The following is a 24,715-nucleotide window of genomic DNA, read 5'->3' on the forward strand; positions in this document are numbered from 1 at the left end:
TCACCGCTGCGTCAACGCCAGTTTCGCCCCGAGCGCCACAAACGCGGCGGCGAAACTGCGTCTCAGCCAGGTGAGCACGGCCGGGCGCGCCACAACCTGCCGCCTGACCGAGGCGGCAAAACAGCCGTAAAGCGCAAAGACCAGAAACGTCATGGCCATGAAGATCAGCCCGAGATCGACCATGCGCCACGTCGGAGAAACCTCCTCCGGCGCGATGAATTGCGGCAGGAAAGCAAAAAAGAAGATCGACAGTTTCGGGTTCAGGAGATTGATGAGGACAGCCTCACCGATGACCAGCCCCGCCTTGCGGTGCTCCTGCTTGTCGTCGATCTTCAGCGCCCCATCTTCCCGAAGCGTGTTCCACGCCATGTAGAGCAGGTAGGCGACACCCAGATATTTGATCACGCCGAAGGCAAGGGCGCTCGCGTGCAGAATGGCGGCAAGTCCGGTGATGGCGGCCAGCAGATGCGGCACGATGCCGAGCGTGCAGCCGAAAGCCGCGACGACGCTCGCCTTCGACCCTTGGGACAGGCCGGCGGCCAGCGTGTAAACCACGCCTGTTCCGGGAGAAGCGGCGATGATCAGGGATGTGATGAGGAATTCGGGCGTCATGGATTCTGCAAGTCCTGTTGAACGGAGGACAGGAGCATGACTGTGTCCGGCGCGGGGGTCTTGGATGAAATTGCAGCGTTGAGGCTTGGAGGCTCGCGTCTGTAGCCTTATTACCCCAACCTGCGCTACGAAACCGCCGCCCTATACGCCGCAGGCGTCACTCCGAACTGTCGCACGAAAAACCTGTTCAAATGGCTCTGGTCGGAGAAACCGGCGAAAAACGCCACCTCGGCGGGCGGTGCGCCTTTGGCCAGTGCACCCCGTGCCAGATGCAGGCGTCGCTGCAAAAGGTAGCTGTGCGGCGTCAGCCCCGTGGTCTTGCTGAAGGATCGCAGGAAGCGGAACTGGCTCATGCCGGCCTGCTGGGCCAGATCGGCAAGACGGAACGGCCGGGCGGGATCATCATCGATCCTGCTTTTCGCGCGTCTTATGCTATCGGGCGCTGCCGTCTCGCGTGGTGTTGCCACCGTTTCCATTGCACCCACGAGCAGCATAAGGAGGGTCTCGTCGCAGCGAAGGGTGTCACCCGGGCGATCAGTTGCCGTCACGGCTGAAAAAAGGGCGCGGAACCGGTCCGCCAGAGGCCTGGTGTCGACCGGATAGGCGAATTCGAAAAAGCCGTGATCCTTTTCGATGATATCGGCAATGGCGGCCTGCACGATATCGATGTCGAGATAGATCATCCGCCAGGCGCGCCCGCCCTCTCCCAGTGGAATGCCGTCATGAACCTCACCCGGATTGACGGTGATGACATGGCCGGCTTCAGCCTCCACCATGCCGCGCCCGCTCAGCGATTTCTGCGCGCCGCGCTCCACAAGGCCGATGCCGAACTGGTCGTGCATGTGACGTGGAAAAGAGCGGTCGCTATCCGCAACCACGGCAGCAATACCGGGCATGGCGGTTTTCGGCATGAGGAATTGACGGCTGCCCATGAAAAGCTGGCGCTCCCTTTAAAGAGCGCCACGCTATCACAGGCGATGCGTGCGAGACAGGGTCGGGCCTTTACGGATGCATGCCGTTGACCATCGAAAACACCTGATCGAAATTGCCGTTCTGCGCGGCGAAACGCAGCGGCTTGCAGCGTTCCACAACCACTTCTTTCTCATCCGGGCGACCGCCGAGAATGTCCATCACTTCCGAAATGAAGGCCTCGAGCGGCATGGCTCTTTCGTCGCTTGCCTGGCCTTCCCCCATCAGCGTCGTCTGCACATAGGGCGGCACGATTTCGATAACCTCAACCGAGGTTTCTTTCAGTTGTTCGCGAAGTGCGACCGAGTAGGCATGGATGGCCGATTTGGTGGCGCTGTAGGTTGGGGTGACCACCATGGGCACGAAGGCCAAGCCGGAGGATACCGTCAGCACTGTCGCTTCAGGCTGCTTGACGAAATGCGGCAGCAGCGCCGCCGTCAGGCGAATGGGCGCCAGAAGGTTGGTGGCGATGGTTTCCTCCGCCGTGTCCAGATAGTCCGGGGCCGAGGCGATGTCCTCCGGCCGCATGATGCCGGCATTGTTGATGACGGCGTTGAGCGTCGGATGTGTCTTGATGAGATTGTCGGCGAAAGAGCGGATGCCTTCGGCGTCGGTCGCGTCCATGACCATCGCGGCCATGCCGGGATTGGCGGCCGTTACCTCATCCAGCACATTCTGGCGGCGGCCGGAAATGACGACCTTGTTGCCCAGCCGGTGAAACGCTTCCGCCAGCGCCCGGCCGATGCCGGAGCCGCCACCGGTGATGAGAATGGTGTTGCCTGTCGTTTTCATCGAAAAATCCTTTGCCTGTTGGATGACGGGAAATTAGCGGCTATACTCTCCATTCGTAAGTAGGCACCCAAAAGAATTATACTTACCCAAAGGAGAGCGTAAGATGAAACGGTATGCCGCCGATCCCATGATCGAGAACAGGCGCAAGTCTCCGCCGCCCACGGAAACCGATCCGGTCATCGAGGCGCTGGTTGAGGATATCATCGCGAAAGTGGCGGACAAATGGACGATGCTGATCCTTGAGGTGCTGGAAGAGCATGGCACGCTTCGCTTTACCCAGATCGGCAGGCTGGTCGGCACCATCAGCCAGAAGATGCTGACGAAAACGCTGAGGCAGATGGAAAGCGACGGACTGGTGCGCCGCACCGTGCACCCCGTCATTCCACCGCATGTGGATTATGGCCTCACGTCTCTTGGAGAGACCCTTGGCAGCGCCTTTTGCGGCGTGTGGATATGGGCGGAAACCCACCATGCGGAAATAGAAGAGGCGCGGCGCAGGTTCAATGAACAGCCGCCGCGCCCCGCTATCGAATAAAATGTCGCCTTACGCGAACTGGCTGAGGCCCGGAACCGAAGCGATCACCTGATCGACAGTCTCATCGCCCGCGTGCTGGCGAGCAACGGCGATGGTTTCCTTGGCGAGCGTGGTGATTTCGCTCATGCCAATGCCCTGGCTCATCAGTTGCTGGCCGAGACCCATGATGCCGCCGCCGCCGATCGCGCTCATCAATCCGCCCAGCAGACCGCCGCCACCAGCGCCCTCGCCATTATACTGTGCCACGAGATCGCTGGCACCCGGAATGGCTTCGATCATGCGGGCGATCGGACCATCTGCCGCCTCGCGCTGGAGAAAACCCAGAATCATGCCAACAGCCTTTTCGGCCAGCGCAGGGTCTATGCCCGCCTTTGCGGCGATCTGGTCAACGACTTCGTTCATTCTTGCCTCCTGTTGAAAAACGACGCCAACACCGAATAACTGACGTTAACGTCAACGTAAAACAATCTCATGCCGCATTCAAGCGGGCGGCAGGCGGGTGCGGCAACTTTCATGAAGCGGTTTTTCTTCATCGCCATCAAGCAGTTGTTGCGCCTTGAAACTGTCCTTATAAGATCATCACAACCATACTATGAAAAGGCCGCTTTGGCAGTAGCGGCCAGAGGGTGCCGTAAAAGTTCAATTCGGACATGACCATCTTCAAATCGATCGCGATTTAAGGGGCATGCATCAGTCGCAGGAGAAAATGGTCGATGTTGCAGGACGGACAGATCTATATCGGGACCAGCCGCAATCCGGACGACAGCCTGAACAAGGGTGAATATCTGGAGCTGAAATTCGGCAACCGCCACGGCCTGATCACCGGCGCAACGGGCACGGGCAAGACCGTGACTCTGCAGGTTCTTGCCGAAGGTTTCTCGCAAGCCGGCGTTCCCGTTTTCTGCGCCGATATCAAGGGCGACCTTTCCGGCATCGCCGCGCAGGGCGAAGCCAAGGACTGGGTGCAGAAACGTGCCGAACAGATCGGTTTCACGGATTTTTCCTATGGCAAATCGCCGGTGATCTTCTGGGATCTCTACGGTGAAAAAGGCCATCGCGTGCGCGCCACCATTGCCGAAATGGGCCCGCTGCTGCTGGCGCGGCTGATGGATGCTTCGGAAGCCCAGGAAGGCGTGCTCAACATCGCCTTCAAGATCGCCGATCAGGGCGGGTTGCCGCTGCTCGATCTCAAAGACCTGCAATCGCTGCTGAACTACATGGGCGAGAATGCTAGTGCGCTGTCCAGCCAGTTCGGCCTGATTTCCAAGACCTCTGTCGGTTCGCTGCAACGCGGGCTGCTGGTTCTCGAACAGCAGGGTGCCGCAAACTTCTTCGGCGAGCCGGCGCTGAATATTGCCGACATCATGCGCGTCGGCACGGACGGGCGTGGCACGGTTTCGGTTCTCGCCGCCGACAAGCTGATGATGAACCCGCGCCTTTACGCCACCTTCCTGTTGTGGATGCTCTCCGAGCTCTTCGAGGAACTGCCGGAAGTGGGCGACCCGGAAAAGCCGCGTCTGGTGTTCTTTTTCGATGAGGCGCATCTGCTGTTTAACGACGCGCCAAGGGTGCTCGTCGAGCGCGTGGAGCAGGTGGTGCGGCTTATCCGCTCCAAGGGTGTGGGCGTCTACTTCGTGACGCAGAACCCGCTGGACGTGCCGGAAACCGTTCTTGCCCAGCTGGGCAACCGCGTGCAGCATGCGCTTCGCGCCTATACGCCGCGCGAGCAGAAGGCTGTGCGCACCGCAGCCGATACGTTCCGCCAGAACCCCGCCTTCAACACAGCCGACATCATCACCACGCTCGGTACGGGCGAGGCTCTGATTTCGACCCTGCATGACAAGGGCGCGCCCTCCATCGTCGAGCGCACCCTTGTGCGGCCGCCCTCGGGCCGCGTCGGGCCGCTCACCGATGCCGAGCGCAAATTGCTGATGGATACCGGCCCGCTTGCCGGTCAATACGACAGGGATGTGGACCGGGAATCGGCCTTTGAAATCCTCAACGCACGCGCCCAGAAGGCTGCGGAAGCCGAAGCCGCCAAGCGCGCGGAAGAGGAAAATGCCTCCAGCCAGTCCGACAGTGCCTCGGGACGCTGGCGCCTGCCCGGTTTCGGCGACGAGGAACCCACAAAGGCCTCCACCACCGGCGCCCGCAAGACGAGCGGTTATCAGCGCGAAACCGTGATCGAGGCGGCAATGAAAAGTGCCGCCCGCTCGGTTGCAACATCCGTGGGCCGCGCCATCGTGCGCGGCATACTGGGAAGCCTGAAGCGTTAAAACAGATAAGCCGCCCGGCCTCGATCAGCCGGGCGGATTTTTTCCTGTTAGCGTGAGGTTCACGGCTCACGATAGAAAATCATGCCGCCGTGGTAGAGCACATCGTCGATGAACTCGCCATCGGCGGTAAAGCCGGTATCATCCCAATAGTCGATATGGTTGCCCCTCACCTCGTATCGCCCCTGATAGGCGCTTTTGCGTTGGCCGCGCGCCTCGTCGTAGCGGCCATCAGGCAAAAGCTCCTGACGGATATGGCCGTCGCCGGTGACCCACATGCCGATATAGGGGTGGCTTTCGGTCTGGGCCATCTTGTCCATATTCCCTTTCACGGCACGCTCCTCCTGATGGTGGCCGGTATCGGCGGCGGCCGTTGCGAGTACAAGGGCAAGCGATGTCGAAACAATCTTCATTGGCCCGATCCTCCCTATGCGGCGGTCAGTCGGACGACGATTTCATTGACGTCCACGTCGTCGGGTTGTTCGATGGCATAGCGGACTGCGCGGCCGATAGCATCGGGTTTCAAGGCGATGGCCCGATAGGTCTGCATTAGCTCCGCAGCGGCCGGATCGGTGATGGTGTGGGCAAGTTCGCTTTCCACCACGCCGGGATGAATGCAGGTAACCCGCAGGTCGCGGTTTTCCTGTCGCAGCCCGTCGGAAATCGCCCGCACCGCAAATTTAGTCGCGCAATAGACCGCAGCCGTGGGCGAAACGGCGAGCGCACCGATGGAGGCGATGTTGACGATGTGGCCGGAAGCACGCGCGGTCATCTCAGGCAGAACGGCGGCGACGCCATAAAGCACGCCCTTGATGTTGACGTCGATCATGCGGTCCCATTCATCGACCTTGAGGGACGACATCAACGATAGCGGCATGATGCCGGCATTGTTGACGATAACGTCGATCCGTCCGAACGCCTTGCGTCCCGCCTCGGCAAAATCCTCGACGCTCTGCCTTTCCGTGACATTAAGGGGATGGACGACAACCTCAGCGCCCGTTTGGCGCAGTTCGTCGGCCAAAGCCTGCAAACGGTCCATGCGGCGCGCACCCAGAACCAGCTTCGCGCCTGCAGCGGAAAGTTCTCTGGCGATACCCTCACCTATCCCGCTCGACGCACCTGTTATGAGAATAACTTTGTTCAATGTCATGGCTTTCTCCTTGGCTTTACGGCCCGCTTTTTCGAGAGGAGGCCGTTGCAGGAAAGATAAAGCTTTGCCATTGTCGTGATAATTACCTCAATGATAACCTCCATGGATAGATTTGCTAACCAATGAATCTTGATCTCAACGCGCTTTCCACCTTCTGCATGGTTGCCGAGGAACGCAATTTTCGGGCTACCGCGGACAGGCTCGGCGTAACACGGTCAGCCGTCAGCCAGACCATCCGCAGGCTTGAAGAAACGATGGGGATAGCGCTCGTTCAGCGCACAACGCGCAGCGTCAGCCTGACGGAAGCGGGGCAACAGCTTTACGCCGATGTTTCGCCATCCATCGGCAACCTCATGCAAGCGACACAGGCCGCCTCTTCCCTGAGTGGAATGCCTCGGGGGCAATTGCGGCTTGCCGTTTCCTCGATAGCGGAGCGCTTCTTGTCCGGGCCATTGCTGGCGCGCTTTGCTGAAATCCATCCGGAAGTGCAACTCGATATTGTCGTGACGGATGAGGAATTCGATATCGTCGCCGAACACTACGATGCCGGCGTGCGTCTGGGGGAGCTGATCGCGCAGGATATGATTGCCGTTCCGGTTTCCGGGCCGCAGCGGCAGCTCGCTGTCTGTTCCCCGCAATATCGAGATCGCGTCACCTTACCGACGCAGCCGCGCGAACTGATCCATCACAGATGTATCGGCTGGCGCCCTCGTCCGGACGTTGCGCCATATCGGTGGGAATTTGCCGAAAACGGCCGGGAATTCGCGGTCGCCGTCCAGCCGGACTTCACCACCAACGACATGCAGTTGATGATAAAGCTGGCCTGTGCCGGCGCCGGCATCACATTTGGCATGGAAGAGACTTTCCGTCCCTACCTGGAGAGCGGCCAGCTTGTTTCCATGCTGGAGGACCATTCTCCGACTTTTGCGGGATTTTATCTCTATTATCCGAATCGACGTCATCTTGCGCCGAAGCTCCGCGCCTTTATCGATCACGTTCGGCTACCGAGAAACCGTTAATCTGCCGGAGTAGCCTCCGGCAGATTGTTACGTCAGCCCAGAAGGGTTACTTCTTCTGCGACAGCAGCGAGAAGAATGCGCCCTGCGGGTCCTGGCAATTGACGATCCAGCTCTCGCCGGGAACCTCCATCGGGCCGTTGACGACCTTGCCGCCACCGGTGCTGACCCGGGTGATGGCGTCATCGATGCCGTCGACGTTGAAATAATAACCCCAATAACAGGTGGGCGCACCCGCCATGCATTTCATCATGCCGCCGACGACCTTGCCGTTATGGGCGAAGATGCGATACGGGCCCATTTCTGCGCCCATGTCAAAATCATGGTCCTTGGTCCAGCCAAAGACCTCACCGTAAAAGGCTATGGCGTCGTCGACATTGTTGGTGGCAAGTTCGTACCAGCCGACGTGCCCCGGCAGGTTCTGCGTCTCCTGCGGAAAACCGCCGGTTTCCATCGGCAGCGGCGTCATGATGCACAGAACGGCACCGGAAGGATCAGCCACCACGGCGAAACGACCGATCTCCGGGATATCCTGCGGCGGACGCCTGACCGAACCGCCCTTTTCCGCGAAAAGTTTTGCCGTGGCGTCCACATCGTCAACGCCGACATAACCGGTCCAGTTGGGAGGAATTCCCTGGCCCTTATGTTCTTCGGTCAGTTCCATGATGCCGCCCATGCCTTTGCCATCGGCTTCCAGCACCAGATAGGGCATTTCCGGCGAACCGAAATCCTTGGTCTGCCAGCCGGCGACATGACCATAGAAGCGGGCACCCTGCTCCATGTCAGGCGTCATCAGTTCAACCCATATGAATTTTCCGTGTGTATCGGACATTGAATCTCTCCGGGGTTATGGCGTCATTTTTCTGGCGATCGGCCGCCGCAGGACGCGGCGGCGCATTATTCGGCTTGATCGGGCAAATTCCGGCGGGGCGTCACGCCTTGCGCTGGAACTCCGATGTCATGAAGGTCTTGAAACTGCCATCCGGCTGCCGGACGCTGCCGGAAAAGCTGCGGTTATTGTCGTCGTGCAGCACCAGCACGTCGCGATAGGTATCGATGCGGCCGGAACCGTCAAAGGCCGGTCCTTCCGCTTCGAGTGTCAGGGTCTTGCCGTCGTCTTCCAGCCAGCCCTTGTAGACCCAGAGATTGGTCATCATCGACCCCACCCAGGTGCCGACGAAATGGCCCTTGGCAGGGTCGAAACCCACGGTGATGACAGCCGTCATCTCCGTCCCGTCAGGCATCTTGCCGGTGCCGTGCCCGATGATCCACAGCCCGCCGATGGAGCTGACGGTTTCGGTGAACCGCTGGGCGGGATCATCGGGATCGTATCCCTCATGTCCGGAACTGGCGGTCATGAACCAGTCGCCGACGATCCTGCCCAGGAACGCGTGTTCCTTCTGCGGCTTGGCATTTTCCATTGTCGTCTCCTCCTCCTCGTCCTATTTCAGTGGCAGCAAGACGCGGCCTTGGGCTCGTCCTCGTACTGGTCGTGCCGGCGCACCCAATCCATTACACCCTCTTCATTACGGCCTTTTGGCACCAGATCGAGCAGCATCAATGTACCGAGCGTCTCTTCCATGCCGCGGGCATAGGCGGAATAGCTATGGTAAATCCTGCCGTCCTCGCCCTTGGCGAAAATGCTGACGCCGTGCAGGTCCTTCAGGTCGTCCATCGGCTCGATCTCACGGTAATTGTAGGTGATCGCCCCGCTCTCGATATCCTCATCACGGAAGGAGGCCTGATAATCATAGTTGAAGTCGCTGCCGTTGGCCGAGACCCAAGGGAATTTCCAGCCCATGCGTTTTTTATAGGCCTCGATCTTTTCGAGCGGTGCGCGCGAGACCGCAACGAAACCCGCATCGCCGTGCTTCAGGTGAACCATCGCACCATCGACATGGTCGGCGAAAAAGGAACAGCCGGTGCAGCCCTCCTCCCAGTCAGGTGCCAGCATAAAGTGGTATACGATGAGCTGGCTGCAATTGCCGAAGAGTTCCTTCAGCGATTTGGGGCCTGAAGGCGCGTCGAAAATATAATCTTTCGTCACCTCTTCCCATGGCAATGCGCGGCGCGCCTCGTTCAGCCTGTCGCGCGCGCGGGTCAATTCCTTTTCCTTCACCAGCAGATCGCGGCGGGCCGCAAGCCACTCCTCATTCGAAACGACGGGATGAGACATGATCTTTCCTCCTTGGATCCGTCTTTCACCACGGCACCGCTCCGCTTCCATGGTGGGCGCCGCCTGTGTCTGCATTGAAAGCCAGGAAAACCGTCAGCAAGGCTACAGGTTCCGCTTGACTAATTACGTTGATATCAACATATATAGTCCATGTCAAACGCCAGCGTGATTCCTTTTTCGGCAACTCTTTTAGTGCGGGACTCCTGTCTTTGCCTGCATGCGCAACGTGCAGCGCGGGCGCTGGCGCGGCTGTTCGATAACGCATTGAAGCCAGTCGGCATCAACAACGGCCAATTTTCCCTGCTGATGTCGCTCAACCGGCCGGAGCCGCCGCCGATGGGGCCGGTCGCTAATCTTCTGGCAATGGACCGCACGACGCTGACGGCAGCGCTGAAGCCACTGGAGCGGCGTGGGCTGGTCAGTATCGAGCAGGACCCGAAGGACAAGCGCGGCAAGCGGCTGCGGCTGACGGTGGAAGGCATGGCCGTACTCACCGCCGCCTTCCCCATCTGGCAACAGACCCACGCCGAAATCGAGGCCCGCATCGGCAGCGGCGACCCCGACCGGCTGCGCCGCGACCTCATTGATCTCGGCTGACGGGAAAGCGGCATATTTCCACTTTTACCCGTGAAAATGTCATCTACCCGTCGTGCCGGACGGCGAAACTAACGAGGAAGACGCAACAAGGGAGGAAACCATGCGTGTTATCGTTTTTGTAAAGGCCACCCGCAGCAGCGAGGATGGCATAATGCCGACCACCGAACTGATGGAAGCCATGGGCAAGTTCAACGAGGAACTGGTCAATGCCGGCATCATGCTTTCCGGTGATGGCCTCCACCCTTCCTCCAAAGGCAAGAGAGTTGTTTTCGATGGTGACAGCCGCAGCGTGATCGACGGCCCCTTCCCGCACACCAACGAGCTGGTTGCCGGCTTCTGGCTCTGGAAGGTGAAGGACATGGATGAGGCCGTGGAGTGGGTGAAGCGTTGCCCCAACCCGATGCTGGAGCGCAGCGAAATCGAAATCCGCCCGATGTTCGAAATGGAGGATTTCGGCGACGCGGTGACACCTGAAATCGCCGAACATGTGGAAAAACTGCGCGAGCGCGTGGCAAAACAGTAAGGGCGCCGCGCTTGAGGGCTGGAGAATGCGGGTCGCCGTATTCTCCGGCACCACCCGCCTCTTCAAAAGCCATTGCCTCGAACCCCTGCCGCTGTTAATTGTTGAACGGTTGAACACGTATCAAGAAAGGAGGCTTCGCATGGATATTTCCTGCTTCTGGCGCAACCGCCAGATCTGCCACCTTTTTGCCCTGCAGACGCGTTTGCAGGGCTGACCGGAACACCAAAACTCTGGTTTGCCCGAAAGGCCGCGCAGAATGCAGCTTGTCTGCCGTTGCGCATGTTTTCACGACGGATCACCTCGAACCGATATCCCGTACTGCATTGTCGCAGACCACGGTTCGTCACAGATCCGTTTTGCCAGAGACAATTTCATGACCCTTATCACGCTTCGAAACCTCGGAATCATTCTGGGAAAGCCGCTTTTTTCCAATCTTGGCCTCACCGTGAATGCCGGAGACCGCATCGGCATCGTCGCTGCGAATGGCCACGGCAAATCCACCCTGCTGAATTGCCTTGCCGGTGAACTGGACGCTACCAGCGGTGATATCACCCGGTTGCGGGGGCTGACGCAGTCCATCGTCCACCAGCACCTGCCCTCCCCACTTCTGGAAAAGACGATGCGGGACGCCGTGCTTTCCGCCCTGCCGGCGGATGAGATCGACAATGAGAGCTGGCGCGCCGACATTATTCTTGATGCCATGCTGGTGCCGGAACCCTATCGTCATCGCCATTTGAAAGAGCTGAGCGGTGGCTGGCAGCGACTTGCCATGCTGGCGCGGGCGTGGATCACCGAGCCTGACGTTCTCCTGCTCGATGAGCCGACCAACCATCTCGACCTCGAAAAAATCAACGTGCTGGAAAGCTGGCTCGGTCAATTGCCGCGCGACACGGCGGTCGTCATCGTCAGCCATGATCGCGCCTTTCTCGACAATGTCACGAAGACCACGCTCTTCCTGCGGCCGGAAAATTCGGCGCTGTTCCGGCTGCCTTACGGCCATGCGCGTGCGGCACTCGAAGAGGAGGATGCCGCCGATGAGCGGCGTTTCCAGCGCGACATGAAAACCGCGCAGCAATTGCGCCGGCAGGCCGCCAAGCTCAACAATATCGGCATCAATTCGGGCAGCGATCTTCTGACCGTCAAGACCAAGCAATTGCGCCAGCGTGCCGAGAAACTGGAGGAGAATGCGCGCCCAGCACATAGCGAGCGCTCCGCTGGCAAGATCCAGCTCGCCAATCGCGGTACCCATGCCAAGGTTCTGGTCACTCTGGAGGATGTGCCGGTCTCGACGCCGGACGGGACATTGCTGTTTCGCACCGGCCGGCAATTTGTCCACCAGGGCGACCGCATCGTCATTCTCGGCCGCAACGGCGTCGGCAAGACGCGGCTGATCTCGCTTCTGAAAGCGGCGGTGATGGATGAAGGCCAAATACAGGACGGCATAAAGGTCACGCCTTCGCTGGTGGCCGGATACGTCGATCAGTCGCTTGCCGAAATCGACGACGACAGCACGCCATTTGCGCTCATGACCCGCCGATTCGACATTGGCGACCAGCGCATACACGGCCTGCTTGCGGGTGCCGGTATCGACATGGAAATGCAGAAACGTCGGATCGCAACGCTTTCCGGCGGCCAGAAGGCGCGGCTCGCCATGCTGGCGCTGCGGTTGGCGGAACCGAATTTCTACCTGCTGGACGAGCCCACCAACCATCTTGATATAGATGGGCAGGAAGCGCTTGAGGCGGAAATCATCAACCGTTCGGCCAGTTGCGTCTTCGTCTCGCATGACAGGAGTTTCGTGCGGGCGGTCGGAACACGTTTCTGGCTGATCGACAAGCGCAGGCTGGTGGAAGTCGACGATCCCGAAGCGTTTTTCGCGTCGGCATGAGGCCCGTCAAACTGGCTGAGAGTAAAACAAGCGAAACGCCCGTCAGCCCAGCAGGCTGGCGAGGCGTGGATCACCGGAAAAATCCGCGACCGCAAACCCGGTTCTGCGCATCGGAAATTCGCACAGTGCCTGCACCCCGGTCTTCGACAGGCGGATGCGCCAGCTCATCCGTTCCACCGGCATTTTTTCGGCAAAGGCTTTCGGCGACAGGACCGCGATATTGAGGCCGCCTGCGGGATCGCGCACCGAGCGGTAGAGGATCGCCTCGATCTTCGCCAGACGCGCCTGCTCGGCCAGCGCCTGGCATGGCTCGTAATTCTGCAGGTCGGTCCACAGCGCCTCGTCCCGGTTCAATTCCGGTTGCGTCAGGTCCAGCGCCGCATCGGTGGCGATACGGGCGGCAAAGGCGGAATAGTCCGCGGGATTGGCAGGCAGCGGTGTGCCGGGAGATTCCGCATAAAACAGGAGCCGGTAGAAGGCCATTTCGGCAAGCGCGGTTTCCACCTTGGCTGCGGCGTAATAAACGCCTTCGGTAAAGCCAGCCCGGCGGAAACGCGAGCCATGTGGATAGGCCGCACCATACCGGAAGGGCGTGGCAAGAAGATAATCGAGCCCGGCGCATTCCGGCGGAAAGGGCCGCTTGCTCGCCTCCAGAATATCTTCCAGCAGCGATTGCTCCTCCACCGTATCCACCAGCTTCATGGTGGAAACCTGATGCTGCGCTTCCACCAGTCTCCAGTATTTTCCCGATGCGGCGCGCTTTTCAGACAGGAGCGCGTCGGGCGTCCAGATAGGAGAGGACATCGATCAATCCGGTAATGGTGGTGAGTCTCTCGGCAGGCACGGCGTTGAGCGCCGTATTGTGATTGCGCAGCCAGTTTTTGGCTACCGCCTCATCGCCGCCGGCGATTGCATCCAGCGAACGGAAAACCCGGATCAGCAGCACCGCAAGCTCGAAAGACTTGGCGCCCGGCTCCAGCAGGAAATCGAGCCGCTTCATACGCGACACCGTCGGGGCGGAAACACCGAGAATATCCGCGGTGCGGGCCGCGTTAAGGCCCAGCCGCTCGGCAGCGGTCACAACGGCCTTGGTGACGACCCTGCCCTGCGAAGCAGGATCCATGGCGGTCTTCGCGTGAATATTCATGGCATATATCCTTTCCTTAGAAAGAATATAGCACTTTTCTTTCCACAAACAAGAAGGCCGGGGATTAACCCGGCCTTGCTGCTGGAACTTGCTGGGTCAGGCCACAGAGACCGGCACTTCCGTGGAGGTGCGCATGGCGTGGCTGTAAGGGCACACGATGTGAGCGGCGGCTACCAGTTCTTCTGCCTTTTCGCGCTCAAGACCGGGAATGTTGACCTTCAGCGACACTTCGATGCCGAAGCCGGTGCCGTCTTCGCGCGGCCCGATGCCAACGGTTGCCGTCACAGTCGTGTCTTCAGGAATCTTTACCTTCTGCTTGCCGGCGACAGCCTTCAAGGCGCCGAGGAAGCAGGCGGAATAACCGGCTGCGAAAAGCTGCTCCGGATTGGTGCCGCGGGCGCCATCGCCGCCGAGTTCCTTCGGAACGGTCAGCGTTACGTCGAGCACGCCGTCTTCCGACTTGGCGTTGCCGGCGCGGCCACCGGTGGCGGATGCTTTGGTCGTGTAGAGAATAGGCATGGCATTTACTCCCGTTGGGTTGGTGTTGGGTTTCTTATAATGCGCAATTCAATTGTGCGCAATATAATTTTGCACATTGAATAAAAAATTGTTTTTTGCGATAATTTCACGAAATTTCGCCGCGCATCCATGTGGCAGGAACCGAAAGGCAGGGCTGATTGTTCCCTTCCCGGTTGATTTTTGGAGCAGAACAATGGGCGCAGAGAGCGACGACAACAATTTAGAAAGCCTGTTGAGGCTGGACCAGCAGATATGCTTTGCCCTTTACGGCGCGGCGCACGCTTTCACCCGCGCCTATAAGCCGCTGCTGGACCCGATCGGCCTGACCTATCCGCAATATCTGGTCATGATGGCCCTGTGGGAAAAGGAAACCTCCACCGTGAAGGCACTCGGTGAAATGCTGGGCCTCGATTCGGGCACGCTTTCGCCGTTGCTGAAAAGGCTGGAACATGCCGGGCTGATCACCCGCAAACGCGGAACTGTTGACGAGCGGCAGGTGCTGGTGGCCGTAACGCCCAAGGGCGCCGATCTCAAAAAGGAGGGCGTGAAGATCATGGCGGCAATCGGCAACGCCACGGGCTGCGGGCTGGAGGAACTGGTGCAACTGCGGGACCAGGTTAATGCGCTTAAAGATGGGCTTGCGAGGAGTTAACCCCTGAAAAACCAGGGGTCATAAAGCATCTGTTAACCACTTCTCGATAAAGTTGCATTTATATTTTATGCAGCTAAAATGACATATGGCTGCGTTTCCAGCCCCAGAAGCCGATGAAGGCATTTTGCGGCAGATTTCAAAAGGCATGGCGATGGCTTTTATCTCTGCAAATTCAACGGCGCTGACCATTCTCAATCAAACTTTTTCAGTGACAAAAATATCGGGCAAAGATGCCGCAAGCTCGATACTCGCGATGGTATCCGGAGGCCAGCAAAGAACTTCGCAGGCCATTGAGACGATTTCGACGCTCGCTTCGCAGGCTACCGAAGCAAAGTTGGAAACCGTCGCAAAAAAAGAAACCGTCTCCGCCGCCATTCCGCAGGCGACGATGAGCGCCATGAACGCCGCCGCCAGGAATATGATGTCGTCCTACTACGTCAATCCGATTGAGCGCACCGCGGAAAATGCGGAGTTCATCGTAACGAACCTGATCATCCAAGCATCAAGAGCCAGTCCACGCTATGATCCCGAAATCATAGTACCGCCGCGTGAAGAATATAATGCTCAGTATGCTGAATGGGGTGCAAAACGCATCGCGAATGGCGAAGATGAAACTGTTGTTAAAAAGCAGGTCGAGCATTTCACCAGTGATCGCGCCTATGAGGCTCGCGTCGAATTGGCAGCACTCAGAAAAGCAAACAATGGCTATTACTGCGCAGTATCACGCCAAGATATGTATTATAGCGAAAGAGCTTTGAAGGAATTTTTCGGTTCCGCTATGGCTCTTAAACTTGGAGAAAACGGCCAAGTATCCGTGACACCAGGCGTTATATACTATGATAATGGACGGAAAATGATTGAATACAACGAAAACGGTGAGTTGGAAATATTTGATTCAAATGGAAATGTCACAAAGAAATATAAAAAGTCAGAGCTTCAATCCTAATAAATTTAATAAGGCTCCGCCGCTTGTCCCGGCGGAGCCGTTCGCATCATGCATACACGCCAAACTCAAACATATAACTATTTAAAGAGGCTGATGACACCCCGTTCAAAATAACTTCAACATCGCCCACAGTTATACTTGCGTACCCGGTTGAATTATCGATGATCGTTAAATCGCTGAATTCATCGGCAATGGCGTTATGAAAACGTAGCTTATCAACGCCGATTTGAAAGTCTTCAACCAAACTCGAAGCGCCAATTGTTACGAACTGGAAAGTATCCGCGCCCGCGTCACCCCAGAGAATGTCCCTACCGGAACCGCCATCAAGCAGATCATCGTTATCTCCACCATGTAGCTCATCATTTCCCGCACCGCCGCGCAACTGGTCATTTCCGGTTCCGCCAAAAAGCTTATCGGCGCCGTCTCCACCGCTAAGCTGGTCGCTTCCGGGTCCGCCGTAAAGAGTGTCATCGCCAGCGTCGCCGGACAGATTGTCGTTACCACCCTGACCATCAAGATAGTCATTTCCGGCGCCACCGAACAACCAGTCATTGCCAGCGGCATTCAATTGCGCCGGCCAGGGATTTACCGCGGTCGTATCACCGTACAACGTGTCGTCTCCGGCGTTGCCAAAGAGCAGATCGTCACCGCCGTCGCCTTCGACCCTTTCCCCAAGCTGACTACCGACGAATATATTGCTGTTCTCGCGGCCATAGATCGTCACGCCGGGCGACATGTATGTGACGCTCGAAAAATCTGCCATTCCAGCGAAATAGACTGGTTTTACCGGCCAGGAGGTGGCGCTGTTAAACTCGATACGTTCCACGCTGTCCAAGCCATTGTGGTCGATCATCACGGCAGTCCAGGAGTAATAATACTTGGGAGCGACGTAAATCGTGTCTACACCCGCGCCGCCATAAAATTTTTCCCATCCGTTTCGAACACCACCCAGAGTGCCGGTCTCGCTGCCGCCCAGCTGAAATACGTCGTTTCTCGCCACACCATAGCGATCACCGTAAAAGATTTCGTAGGGGCTAGTACCGACCTGCCAAATATTTGAGAGATAAAGAGTCATGCCATTCACTCCTCGATTAACGACAGAGATATTAGAATGATTGCAATGCAGGAAATTCATTTCGAAAATACTTATGAATACCCAAACCCATTATAGTATAAAATCAACAAAAGTCACGGAATTTCTAAATATACTACAGAATTGATTATTAACATTAAAAATAATGTCGATATATTAGAAATAAATAATGGCTACAACATGCTTCATGTTGCAGCCATTATTCGCCAGTTAATTTAGCGGATGCCTATCAGAGCTTCCAGTCAGACCTACTGCCAAACAACCACACGCGCCTTCTGCGGCACGCGGTCATAGAGGTCGATGACGTCCTGGTTCATCAGGCGTACGCAGCCGGAAGAGACGGCCTTGCCGATGGAGTTCCATTCCGGCGATCCATGCAGGCGGTAAAGCGTGTCCTTGCCGTTCTGGAAGATATAGAGCGCGCGGGCACCGAGCGGGTTTTTCAGGCCCGGTGGCATGCCGCCGTTCTTGGAAGAATATTTGACCAGTTCCGGCTGGCGGGCGACCATTTCGTCCGGCGGGGTCCATTTCGGCCATTTCTGGCGCCACTGGATGACGCCTTCGCCGGACCAGGCGAAACCATCGCGGCCGATGCCGACGCCGTAACGCATGGCGCTGCCGCCCTGCTCCACGACATAGAGGAAACGCGAGCGCGTATCCACGACGACGGTGCCGGGGCGTTCGCCGGTCGGATCGACTACGCGCTGACGATAATAACGCTGGTCGATCTTCTGGTAGGGAACCGCGGGAATGACGTAACCGCCATCCTCGACCGAACCGTACATGACGGCCAGTTCCGCATCGCTAACGCCCGACGAGAACATCTGGCGGAAATCGCTGCCGATGCTGCTCGCCTGCTGGCGAATGGCTTCACCCGTGCCGGAAGAAGCGCAGCCCGCCAGCAACGAAGCGGAGGAAATACCCAGAAGGGAAAGGAAAGTGCGTCTGGAAAGATCTGTGTCGGTGCTTGTCATAAGGCCGGATTGTCCCACATTTCGAACGGCTATATCGCCGTTGTACATCGTTTGTTCCACGTACACAGGCGTATTGCGAAAATAGTTAACCGACCGCTAAAAGCCAGTCAGAAGGCGCTGGGGGAACCCCACGATGCAGCGCTTTCTTTTAGAAAGTGGTCAGATAACCACAATCTGTGCGCCCTTCGGTACGCGCTCGTAGAGGTCGATCACATCCTGATTGAGCATGCGCACGCAGCCGGACGAAGTTGCCTTGCCGACGGACTGCCAGTCGGGCGTTCCGTGCACGCGGTAAAGCGTGTCCTTGCCGTCCTTGAAAATATAAAGGGCACGCGCGCCGAGCGGGTTGTTGAGACCCGGCGTCATGCCGCCATTGGCGGCGGAAATGGAGGTGAGTTCCGGCTGGCGCCTGACCATTTCGTCGGGCGGCGTCCAGCGCGGCCATTTCGCCTTCCACTGGATCTTGCCGCGACCCGACCAGGCGTAACCGTCGCGCCCGAGGCCAACGCCATACCGGATAGCCTTGCCGCCCGGCTGCACCAGATAGAGAAAATGCTGCTTTGTATCCACGACGATTGTACCCGGCGCTTCCGCAGTCTGATAGCTCACCTCCTGCCGGAGATAACGCGGATCGATGCGACCATAGGGAATGGCCGGCAGGGACCGGTCGTCATCGCGGATCGGGCCATACATGACCCGGTGCAGCGGATTGGAGACCGGAAGGCCATAGGCCATCGCCTGACCTTGCGCCTGCGGCACATTCAATCCCTGCACCTGCGGCGCGCTCAGGCCCTGCCCGCGCACCGGCGGACCGTATTCCTGATGGAAGCGGGTTCTGAACAGATCCGGCGGGCGCGTAGAAAGCTGACCCGGCTGTGGTGGCAGTTCCGGCTGGCGATTGGAGCTTACGGAATTGAAATTGAACACCGGCGCCGTTTCCTGAACGAAGACGTCCGGGTTCATCCGGCTCGTATCCGTCACGAAAAGGCAGCCGCTCAGGAAAGGCAGCAGCGCAATGACCGCCAGCGAGGCCGCCCGGCGGCAGTTTTTCAATAGGAGTGCTGTCATCTGAACCGCTTCATGAAACCAAGTTTGAAGGCATGATGCATTGCGCGGCTGGCGCGAGGCTGGTGTGTGCCTTTCAAAAAAAATCGGAAAAGCGCATTTTTGCCCTTGAACCTCTAGTTGCTAGAGGTGCCAGATTGGCTGTCGAGTGGAATTCAGGAGCTAGAACCATGAATATTTCGACACGCGGCAGTTTGAACGGGGAATCAGGAGACCTGACCTTCACGGTCGGCGGCATGGATTGCGGCAGCTGTGCGGCGAAGATCGAAACGGCGCTCTCCCGCCTGCCCGGCGTTGCCGACGTCAAGGTCTCCGTTGCGCGCGAAAGGCTGAACCTTTCGCTGGCGGAAGACAAAACGTCGGTCGCAAAAATCGAGGATACGCTGCGCAAACTTGGCTTCAAGCCCGCTTTGCTGCCGCAGGACAAGGCTCCGCGCGAAAAGATTGCGGCGGAACATCACGATCATGGGCATGATCATGACCATTCATCGTGCGGTGGTCATCACCATGCGGAAGCAGCACCGAGCATCGAGCAGAAAAATGCCCTGACCTTCTCTGTCGGCGGCATGGATTGCGCCAGCTGCGCGGCCAAGATCGAAACCGCGCTCTCGCGTCTGCCCGGTGTTGCCGACGTCAAGGTATCCGTTGCGCGCGAAAGGCTGAACCTTTCTCTGGCAGATAACAAAACCCCGGTCGACAAGATCGAGGACACGCTGCGCAAGCTCGGCTTCAAGCCTGCCTTGCTGCCGCAGGAAAAAACCGCACTTGGCAAGGTCGAAGAACATAATCACGATCATGTGCACGACCATGACCATGGATCATGCGGCGGTCATCACAGCCATGATCACGATCACAAACATGATCATTCAGGCCACGACCATTCGAGCCATGACCACGCCGACCACGACCACTCAAGCTGCGGCGGCCACCATCATGACGATGCGAAGCACGCGCATAGCCACGGGAGCGTTGAAACCGTCGCGCAGAGCGCCGACATAGGCCACGCCCATGGCGCGGATGAAAAAGGCGTGTGGTGGCGCACCGCCAAGGCGCGCAACACCTTCACCGGCACCATTCTCGTGGCCGTTGCCTATGCGGCAGAGCTTGGCTTCCCGGCATGGGGCAGTTACGCCTTCATCGTCGCAACGCTGGTCACGCTGTTTCCCATTGCGCGCAACGCCTTCAACGCCGCGCGTTTCGGGGCGATCTTCACCATCGAGATGCTGATGACGATTGCCGCCATCGGTGCCATCATCATTGGCGAGGCGGAAGAAGCGGCCATCGTCGTGCTGCTGTTCTCCGTTGGCGAGTTGCTGGAAGGCTTTGCCGCCGCACGTGCCCGCTCGGGCATCAAGGCTCTCGGTTCCCTGCTGCCAAAAACGGCACTGGTGGAAGAAAACGGTACGCTTCGGCAGGTTGCCGCCGATAAGGTTCGCATCGGACAGGTGGTCGTGGCGCGTCCGGGCGACCGCATTGCCGCCGATGGCGTTGTGATGGAAGGCGAATCCAGCGTCGACGAATCGCCGATGACCGGCGAGAGCATTCCGGTCGCCAAGGAAAAAGGCGCACGCGTCTTTGCGGGTTCGATCAACCATGACGGTTCGCTGCGCATTCGGGTCGACCGCGCGCCGGAAGACAACACCATTGCCCGCATCATCACGCTCGTTGAAGAAGCACAGGACGCCCGCGCCCCGACCGAGCGCTTTATCCAGAACTTCTCGCGTTACTACATGCCGCTGATCGTCGCGATTTCCGCACTTACCATCGTCGTGCCGCCGCTTGTGGGCCTTGGCGATTGGGACACCTGGATTTATCGCGGTCTCGCCCTGCTTCTGATCGGTTGCCCCTGCGCACTCGTCATTTCCGTTCCCGCTGCCATCGCCTCCAGCCTTTCGGCTGCGGCACGGCACGGTATGTTGGTGAAGGGCGGTGCGGTTATCGAGATGCTGGCACGCACCGAAACCGTGGCCTTCGACAAGACCGGCACGCTGACGCTCGGCGAACCTGTCGTGACGGATGTGGTGGCTCTTGACGGCAACGAGGCCGGGCTGATCGCGCAAGCCGCGACCATCGAGAACGAGTCCAGCCATCCGCTTGCCAGAGCCATCGTCAACCATGCCAACAAGGCAGGCGTAACTCCCCTGCCCGGCTCGGAGATCAAGGCGATTTCCGGTCGTGGCATGCAGGGCACCGTCGGCGGCAAGCGCCTGTTCATCGGCGCGCCGCGTTTTGCAACCGAAGTCGGGTCCGTATCGACGGAACTTGCAGAGCGCATTTCCGCACTGGAAAGCGAAGGCAAGACCGTGGCCGTCGTCATGGCCGAGGGAGCGGCGAGCGGTCTCTTCGCCATGCGCGACGAACCGCGCAAGGATGCGGCAGAAGGCATCAAGGCACTGAAGGAAATGGGTATTTCCTCGCTTATGCTGTCTGGCGACAATGCCCGCACGGCAAAGGCAATCGGCAACAAGCTGGGACTTGAAGCGCGCGGCGAACTCCTGCCGCAGAACAAGGTCGAGGAAATCCGCAAGCTTGCCCAGAAGAAAACCGTGGTGATGGTGGGCGACGGCATCAACGATGCGCCCGCCCTCGCGGCTGCAAGCGTCGGTGTCGCCATCGGCTCAGGCACGGATGTGGCGATGGAAGCGGCGGATGCAGCGCTGATGCGCAACAATGTCGGCGATGCTGCCCGCCTGATCGGCCTATCGCGCGCCACCATGCGCAATATCCACCAGAACGTAACGATCGCGCTCGGCCTGAAGGCGGTATTCCTGGTGACAACGGTTACCGGCCTCTCCGGCCTGTGGCTCGCTGTCTTCGCCGACACCGGCGCTACGGTTCTCGTCACCGCCAATGCCATGCGGCTGCTCGGCTACTTCAAGAAGAGCGCCTGACTTTACGAGAGGGCCGAAAGCTGCAAAGCGGTTTTCGGCCCTTTTTTATGCAAATTCGTTGAAAAAGCGGATGCTTTCCGTCACGGCGCCCGGCACCACGCCATTGTGTGTGCCGGGCAGCAGTTTTTTGTCGACCTTGAATCCCGAATACACGGCGCGGTCGACGAAAAGCTGGTGATCGGCGTCGAATGGGCGCTCCTCCGTGCCGCGCAGCAACAGCGCCGGGCATTTGAGGCTGGGGCCGAAACAGACCGAAGAGCGCATGATGAATTCCCGCTCGTCGGTTTCGTCGAAACAGAGTTCGTCCGAGTAGCGGTTGAAGTAACGCCATGAATTGACGCCCGCCGAAATCGGCGCGGCGGCACGGAATTTGCGGCTCATGACGGCCAAAAGCGTCAGCGTGCCGCCATTGGAATGCCCGGCAATGAAGAAGCGTTTCCTGTCGATACCGGGCAGGCTTTCCAGATAGGTCGCCGCCGCCAGCGCATCCGCTGTTTCGTCGTAGAAACCGGAGTAATTGCCGTTCTGGCCGTTTTCGCCCCGGAAGGACGGCAAAAGCACCACGAAACCCGCCTCCCAATAGGGCTTCATCATCGCCCAATGGCCGTCACCGGTGGCGTTGCCGCCGTGCAGGAAAAGCACCGCGGGTTTGAGTACCGTCGAGGGCTGATAATGGGAAAGCCAGGCCACAAGTTCGATGGAACCATCCGGCCCGCCACGATAGGTGACCCGTTCCGCGCCCGGCGGTGTGCCGAGCGGCGATGATTTTTCCGGAGCGGACATTTTGCGCAGCAAATGGGTATGGAACCGTTTACGCGCCTCGCCGTAATCCTGCTTTTCCAGCGGCAGCACTTCGGGCGTGGGAATGCCCGCTTTCGCACCTGCGGGCAGAAGTGCCGCTGCTGACAGGCCCATGGCACCCACAAGCAGATTGCGCCGCGTCAGGCTCCTTAAGGTCGCGCCGCTTTCTTCCTGTCCGAATGCTGAGGAGAGAAAGCGTTTATCTGGCATATGCGCACCTGAGTGATCAAAACATTAGAAGCAGTTCAGCACTGCGGCGAGAGGCTGTCCAATCACGGATTCGCGAATGACAACAATGTATTCGCAGCCATCATGGCATTTTCTGGACAAAACATTCCCTTACTCCTGGGCTTGTCACAGGAATCCAGTCGACGCGCATCGGCGCGGCGGGAAGAGTCCCATCAGCCCAACGACTTGGGCTGGCTGGATCCCTGTGACAAGCACAGGGATGAGGGAGACAGCGGAGACCCCTACCCATCAACGCCATCGATCATCGCCACAAGCGTCGCCAGGCGATCCGCCTCCGCCGGGAGTTTGTCAGCGCGAAGCCTCGCAATGCGCGGAAACCGCATGGCAACGCCGGATTTGTGGCGGTTGGAACGGTTGATGCCCTCGAAAGCCACCTCCAGCACGAAACCGAAATCCGGCGTGGCGCGCACCGCGCGCACGGGCCCGAAACGCTCGACGGTATTGTCGCGCACGAACTTGTCGAGCACTTCCAGCTCCGCATCGGTAAAACCGAAATAGGCCTTGCCAACCGGCACCAGCTGTTCACCATCCTCCCCTTCCGCCCATACGCCGAAGGTGAAATCGGAATAATAACTCGAGCGTTTGCCATGGCCGCGCTGCGCATACATCATGACAGCATCGATATTGTAGGGATCGCGTTTCCACTTGAACCACGGTCCCTTGGCCCGGCCGGCCTGGTAGGCGCTGTCGCGGCGCTTGATCATGACGCCTTCGATCACCGGATCGGGCGGCGCGGCGCGCAGCGTATTCAGCTCGTCCCATGTTGAAAAACCGATGAGCGGAGACAGGTCGAAGCGGTCATGCGGGGCATGTTCGATGATATCCGACAGGCGGCCACGGCGTTCTAGATAGGTCTGCGCGCGAATGTCGCTCTCACCATCGAACAGCAGGTCATAGGCGCGGATGAAGGCCGGATAGTCATCCTGCATCTTGGCCGTCACCGTCTTGCGGTTCAGCCGTTGTTGAAGGTCGGAAAAGGTGCGCGTGAGATTGTTGGAGCGCGCCGTGCCACCAATCAGCAATTCACCATCCATCACGCCTTCGAAATCGATGGCATCGAGCACGTCGGGAAATGCGCCGGAAATATCGTCGCCGGAGCGGGAGTAGAGTTTGCGCGTCTCGCCTGCGCGGGAAAGCTGCACACGGATGCCGTCCCATTTCCACTCGGCCGCATAATCGGCAGGGTCCAGACCATCGAGATCGCCGTCTGCAACCGGGGTGGCCAGCATTACCGAGTGAAAGATGGCGGGCGTCGCCAGAACCGGTCGCTCGGACTTGCCCTCCAGCCAGGCGAAAAGCGTCGTGTAAGGCGGCGTCAGACCGTGCCAGAGGGTTTCGATTTCGATGATGTCCTTATCCGCGAAATCCGCCAGTGCCTGCCGCGCCAGCCGCGCCGAAACGCCGATGCGAAGGCTGCCGGTTGCGAGTTTCAGGAAGGCGAAACGCGAGGAGGTATCGAGCCGGTCGAGCAGGTCGCGCACCGCTCCGCGCACTTCGGTGCGGCCGAGCGAATTCATCAGCGTCACGACTTCGCCAAGACGGGGATCCTGCGCCTCGGAATCATCCAGACCGCCGATATTGCCCCAGACCAGCGAGATGGTCTCGGCCAGGTCGCCGACATAATCGTATGAATAGCGGAACAGCACCTCGTCCATGCGCTCCAGCACCAGCTCGCGCAGCATTGCGGGCTTGACGCTTTTGAGGTCCAGCGTGCCGGCAATCGCCGCCAGCCCGTACCCCCGGTCTGGGTCAGGCGTATCGCGGAAATAATCGGTCAAAAGCTTCAGCTTGCCGTTGCGCGATGGGGTGAGGACAAGTCGGTCGAGAAGGGTGGCGAAGGCTTTCAT

Annotated in this window: 27 protein-coding genes; 10 read left to right on the forward strand and 17 right to left on the reverse strand. The window is 58.8% G+C overall.

Annotated features, from left to right (window positions below; genetic code table 11):
- From ACQZ5Y_RS01835 to ACQZ5Y_RS01845, 3 genes are all read right to left on the reverse strand, one after another.
- A complete protein-coding gene (locus tag ACQZ5Y_RS01835; RefSeq protein ID WP_112289624.1) occupies positions 1 to 612 on the reverse strand; it encodes a LysE family translocator in 612 nt (203 codons plus the stop codon).
- Positions 613 to 737: 125 nt separating this feature from the next.
- Positions 738 to 1,544, reverse strand: a complete 807-nt coding sequence (locus ACQZ5Y_RS01840) for an AraC family transcriptional regulator (RefSeq protein ID WP_174049252.1) — start codon at positions 1,542 to 1,544, stop codon at positions 738 to 740.
- 70 nt (positions 1,545 to 1,614) lie between these two features.
- Positions 1,615 to 2,373 (reverse strand): SDR family oxidoreductase, encoded by a 759-nt coding sequence (locus ACQZ5Y_RS01845; RefSeq protein WP_174049251.1) that lies wholly within the window; start codon positions 2,371 to 2,373, stop codon positions 1,615 to 1,617.
- Positions 2,374 to 2,476: 103 nt separating this feature from the next.
- On the opposite strand from ACQZ5Y_RS01845, the gene ACQZ5Y_RS01850 reads away from it, so the two are divergent.
- Positions 2,477 to 2,908 (forward strand): winged helix-turn-helix transcriptional regulator, encoded by a 432-nt coding sequence (locus ACQZ5Y_RS01850; protein WP_013635666.1) that lies wholly within the window; start codon positions 2,477 to 2,479, stop codon positions 2,906 to 2,908.
- Positions 2,909 to 2,917: 9 nt separating this feature from the next.
- On the opposite strand, the gene ACQZ5Y_RS01855 is transcribed toward ACQZ5Y_RS01850, so the two are convergent.
- Positions 2,918 to 3,310: a hypothetical protein gene (locus ACQZ5Y_RS01855; protein WP_003511926.1), complete on the reverse strand. Its 393-nt coding sequence runs from the start codon at positions 3,308 to 3,310 to the stop codon at positions 2,918 to 2,920.
- A gap of 311 nt (positions 3,311 to 3,621) precedes the next feature.
- Here ACQZ5Y_RS01855 and ACQZ5Y_RS01860 point away from each other — a divergent pair, with 311 nt between their 5' ends.
- Complete coding sequence (locus tag ACQZ5Y_RS01860) at positions 3,622 to 5,184, forward strand: helicase HerA-like C-terminal domain-containing protein (protein WP_025592733.1); 1,563 nt, start codon at positions 3,622 to 3,624, stop codon at positions 5,182 to 5,184.
- A 59-nt stretch (positions 5,185 to 5,243) separates the two neighbouring features.
- Here ACQZ5Y_RS01860 and ACQZ5Y_RS01865 read toward each other — a convergent pair whose 3' ends face one another.
- Both ACQZ5Y_RS01865 and ACQZ5Y_RS01870 read right to left on the reverse strand, forming a co-directional pair.
- Positions 5,244 to 5,594: an Atu4866 domain-containing protein gene (locus tag ACQZ5Y_RS01865; protein WP_162731169.1), complete on the reverse strand. Its 351-nt coding sequence runs from the start codon at positions 5,592 to 5,594 to the stop codon at positions 5,244 to 5,246.
- A gap of 14 nt (positions 5,595 to 5,608) precedes the next feature.
- Positions 5,609 to 6,331: an SDR family oxidoreductase gene (locus ACQZ5Y_RS01870; RefSeq protein WP_174049250.1), complete on the reverse strand. Its 723-nt coding sequence runs from the start codon at positions 6,329 to 6,331 to the stop codon at positions 5,609 to 5,611.
- Positions 6,332 to 6,453: 122 nt separating this feature from the next.
- Here ACQZ5Y_RS01870 and ACQZ5Y_RS01875 point away from each other — a divergent pair, with 122 nt between their 5' ends.
- Positions 6,454 to 7,350, forward strand: coding sequence for a LysR family transcriptional regulator (locus ACQZ5Y_RS01875; protein WP_174049249.1), 897 nt, complete (start codon positions 6,454 to 6,456; stop codon positions 7,348 to 7,350).
- Positions 7,351 to 7,396: 46 nt separating this feature from the next.
- On the opposite strand, the gene ACQZ5Y_RS01880 is transcribed toward ACQZ5Y_RS01875, so the two are convergent.
- The 3 genes from ACQZ5Y_RS01880 to ACQZ5Y_RS01890 all read right to left on the reverse strand — a co-directional run bounded on the left by ACQZ5Y_RS01880 (position 7,397) and on the right by ACQZ5Y_RS01890 (position 9,523).
- Complete coding sequence (locus ACQZ5Y_RS01880; RefSeq protein ID WP_025592729.1) at positions 7,397 to 8,179, reverse strand: VOC family protein; 783 nt, start codon at positions 8,177 to 8,179, stop codon at positions 7,397 to 7,399.
- A 100-nt stretch (positions 8,180 to 8,279) separates the two neighbouring features.
- The gene (locus tag ACQZ5Y_RS01885; RefSeq protein WP_113472849.1) at positions 8,280 to 8,768 is read right to left on the reverse strand and encodes a DUF1579 domain-containing protein; all 489 of its coding nucleotides are present in this window, start codon (positions 8,766 to 8,768) and stop codon (positions 8,280 to 8,282) included.
- A gap of 26 nt (positions 8,769 to 8,794) precedes the next feature.
- Positions 8,795 to 9,523 carry a DUF899 domain-containing protein gene (locus tag ACQZ5Y_RS01890; RefSeq protein ID WP_174049248.1) on the reverse strand — a complete coding sequence of 243 codons (729 nt, stop codon included), beginning with the start codon at positions 9,521 to 9,523 and terminating at the stop codon, positions 8,795 to 8,797.
- Positions 9,524 to 9,673: 150 nt separating this feature from the next.
- Here ACQZ5Y_RS01890 and ACQZ5Y_RS01895 point away from each other — a divergent pair, with 150 nt between their 5' ends.
- The 4 genes from ACQZ5Y_RS01895 to ACQZ5Y_RS01910 all read left to right on the forward strand — a co-directional run bounded on the left by ACQZ5Y_RS01895 (position 9,674) and on the right by ACQZ5Y_RS01910 (position 12,531).
- A complete protein-coding gene (locus ACQZ5Y_RS01895; RefSeq protein ID WP_013635660.1) occupies positions 9,674 to 10,120 on the forward strand; it encodes a MarR family winged helix-turn-helix transcriptional regulator in 447 nt (148 codons plus the stop codon).
- A 100-nt stretch (positions 10,121 to 10,220) separates the two neighbouring features.
- Positions 10,221 to 10,643: a YciI family protein gene (locus ACQZ5Y_RS01900; protein WP_038490203.1), complete on the forward strand. Its 423-nt coding sequence runs from the start codon at positions 10,221 to 10,223 to the stop codon at positions 10,641 to 10,643.
- Positions 10,644 to 10,668: 25 nt separating this feature from the next.
- Positions 10,669 to 10,857, forward strand: coding sequence for a hypothetical protein (locus tag ACQZ5Y_RS01905; RefSeq protein WP_112155229.1), 189 nt, complete (start codon positions 10,669 to 10,671; stop codon positions 10,855 to 10,857).
- Positions 10,858 to 11,016: 159 nt separating this feature from the next.
- Positions 11,017 to 12,531: an ABC-F family ATP-binding cassette domain-containing protein gene (locus ACQZ5Y_RS01910; RefSeq protein ID WP_174049247.1), complete on the forward strand. Its 1,515-nt coding sequence runs from the start codon at positions 11,017 to 11,019 to the stop codon at positions 12,529 to 12,531.
- Positions 12,532 to 12,573: 42 nt separating this feature from the next.
- Here ACQZ5Y_RS01910 and ACQZ5Y_RS01915 read toward each other — a convergent pair whose 3' ends face one another.
- The 3 genes from ACQZ5Y_RS01915 to ACQZ5Y_RS01925 all read right to left on the reverse strand — a co-directional run bounded on the left by ACQZ5Y_RS01915 (position 12,574) and on the right by ACQZ5Y_RS01925 (position 14,197).
- Positions 12,574 to 13,335: an RES family NAD+ phosphorylase gene (locus tag ACQZ5Y_RS01915; protein WP_026330607.1), complete on the reverse strand. Its 762-nt coding sequence runs from the start codon at positions 13,333 to 13,335 to the stop codon at positions 12,574 to 12,576.
- Positions 13,295 to 13,678 carry an MbcA/ParS/Xre antitoxin family protein gene (locus ACQZ5Y_RS01920; protein WP_038490193.1) on the reverse strand — a complete coding sequence of 128 codons (384 nt, stop codon included), beginning with the start codon at positions 13,676 to 13,678 and terminating at the stop codon, positions 13,295 to 13,297. The genes ACQZ5Y_RS01915 and ACQZ5Y_RS01920 overlap by 41 nt, the downstream gene beginning before the upstream one ends.
- 96 nt (positions 13,679 to 13,774) lie before the next feature.
- Positions 13,775 to 14,197 (reverse strand): organic hydroperoxide resistance protein, encoded by a 423-nt coding sequence (locus ACQZ5Y_RS01925; RefSeq protein ID WP_003511906.1) that lies wholly within the window; start codon positions 14,195 to 14,197, stop codon positions 13,775 to 13,777.
- A gap of 193 nt (positions 14,198 to 14,390) precedes the next feature.
- Here ACQZ5Y_RS01925 and ACQZ5Y_RS01930 point away from each other — a divergent pair, with 193 nt between their 5' ends.
- Together ACQZ5Y_RS01930 and ACQZ5Y_RS01935 are read left to right on the forward strand one after the other, a co-directional pair.
- Entirely contained in the window at positions 14,391 to 14,849 is a 459-nt protein-coding gene (locus ACQZ5Y_RS01930) for a MarR family winged helix-turn-helix transcriptional regulator (protein WP_174049246.1), read from the forward strand.
- 85 nt (positions 14,850 to 14,934) lie between these two features.
- Entirely contained in the window at positions 14,935 to 15,795 is an 861-nt protein-coding gene (locus ACQZ5Y_RS01935; protein ID WP_174049245.1) for a hypothetical protein, read from the forward strand.
- Positions 15,796 to 15,841: 46 nt separating this feature from the next.
- On the opposite strand, the gene ACQZ5Y_RS01940 is transcribed toward ACQZ5Y_RS01935, so the two are convergent.
- The 3 genes from ACQZ5Y_RS01940 to ACQZ5Y_RS01950 form a co-directional block, all read right to left on the reverse strand.
- Complete coding sequence (locus ACQZ5Y_RS01940) at positions 15,842 to 16,870, reverse strand: calcium-binding protein (RefSeq protein WP_174049244.1); 1,029 nt, start codon at positions 16,868 to 16,870, stop codon at positions 15,842 to 15,844.
- Between the two features lie 266 nt (positions 16,871 to 17,136).
- Complete coding sequence (locus ACQZ5Y_RS01945; RefSeq protein WP_174049243.1) at positions 17,137 to 17,862, reverse strand: L,D-transpeptidase; 726 nt, start codon at positions 17,860 to 17,862, stop codon at positions 17,137 to 17,139.
- Positions 17,863 to 18,021: 159 nt separating this feature from the next.
- Positions 18,022 to 18,930: a L,D-transpeptidase gene (locus tag ACQZ5Y_RS01950; protein WP_019564146.1), complete on the reverse strand. Its 909-nt coding sequence runs from the start codon at positions 18,928 to 18,930 to the stop codon at positions 18,022 to 18,024.
- A 167-nt stretch (positions 18,931 to 19,097) separates the two neighbouring features.
- On the opposite strand from ACQZ5Y_RS01950, the gene ACQZ5Y_RS01955 reads away from it, so the two are divergent.
- A complete protein-coding gene (locus ACQZ5Y_RS01955; protein WP_174049242.1) occupies positions 19,098 to 21,818 on the forward strand; it encodes a heavy metal translocating P-type ATPase in 2,721 nt (906 codons plus the stop codon).
- Between the two features lie 45 nt (positions 21,819 to 21,863).
- Here the strand turns inward: ACQZ5Y_RS01955 and ACQZ5Y_RS01960 are convergent, their stop codons facing one another.
- The gene (locus ACQZ5Y_RS01960; RefSeq protein WP_111783254.1) at positions 21,864 to 22,829 is read right to left on the reverse strand and encodes an alpha/beta hydrolase family protein; all 966 of its coding nucleotides are present in this window, start codon (positions 22,827 to 22,829) and stop codon (positions 21,864 to 21,866) included.
- A gap of 260 nt (positions 22,830 to 23,089) precedes the next feature.
- Complete coding sequence (locus tag ACQZ5Y_RS01965; protein WP_003511896.1) at positions 23,090 to 24,715, reverse strand: cisplatin damage response ATP-dependent DNA ligase; 1,626 nt, start codon at positions 24,713 to 24,715, stop codon at positions 23,090 to 23,092.

It is taken from the genome of Agrobacterium sp. A3-95 (assembly GCF_053521785.1).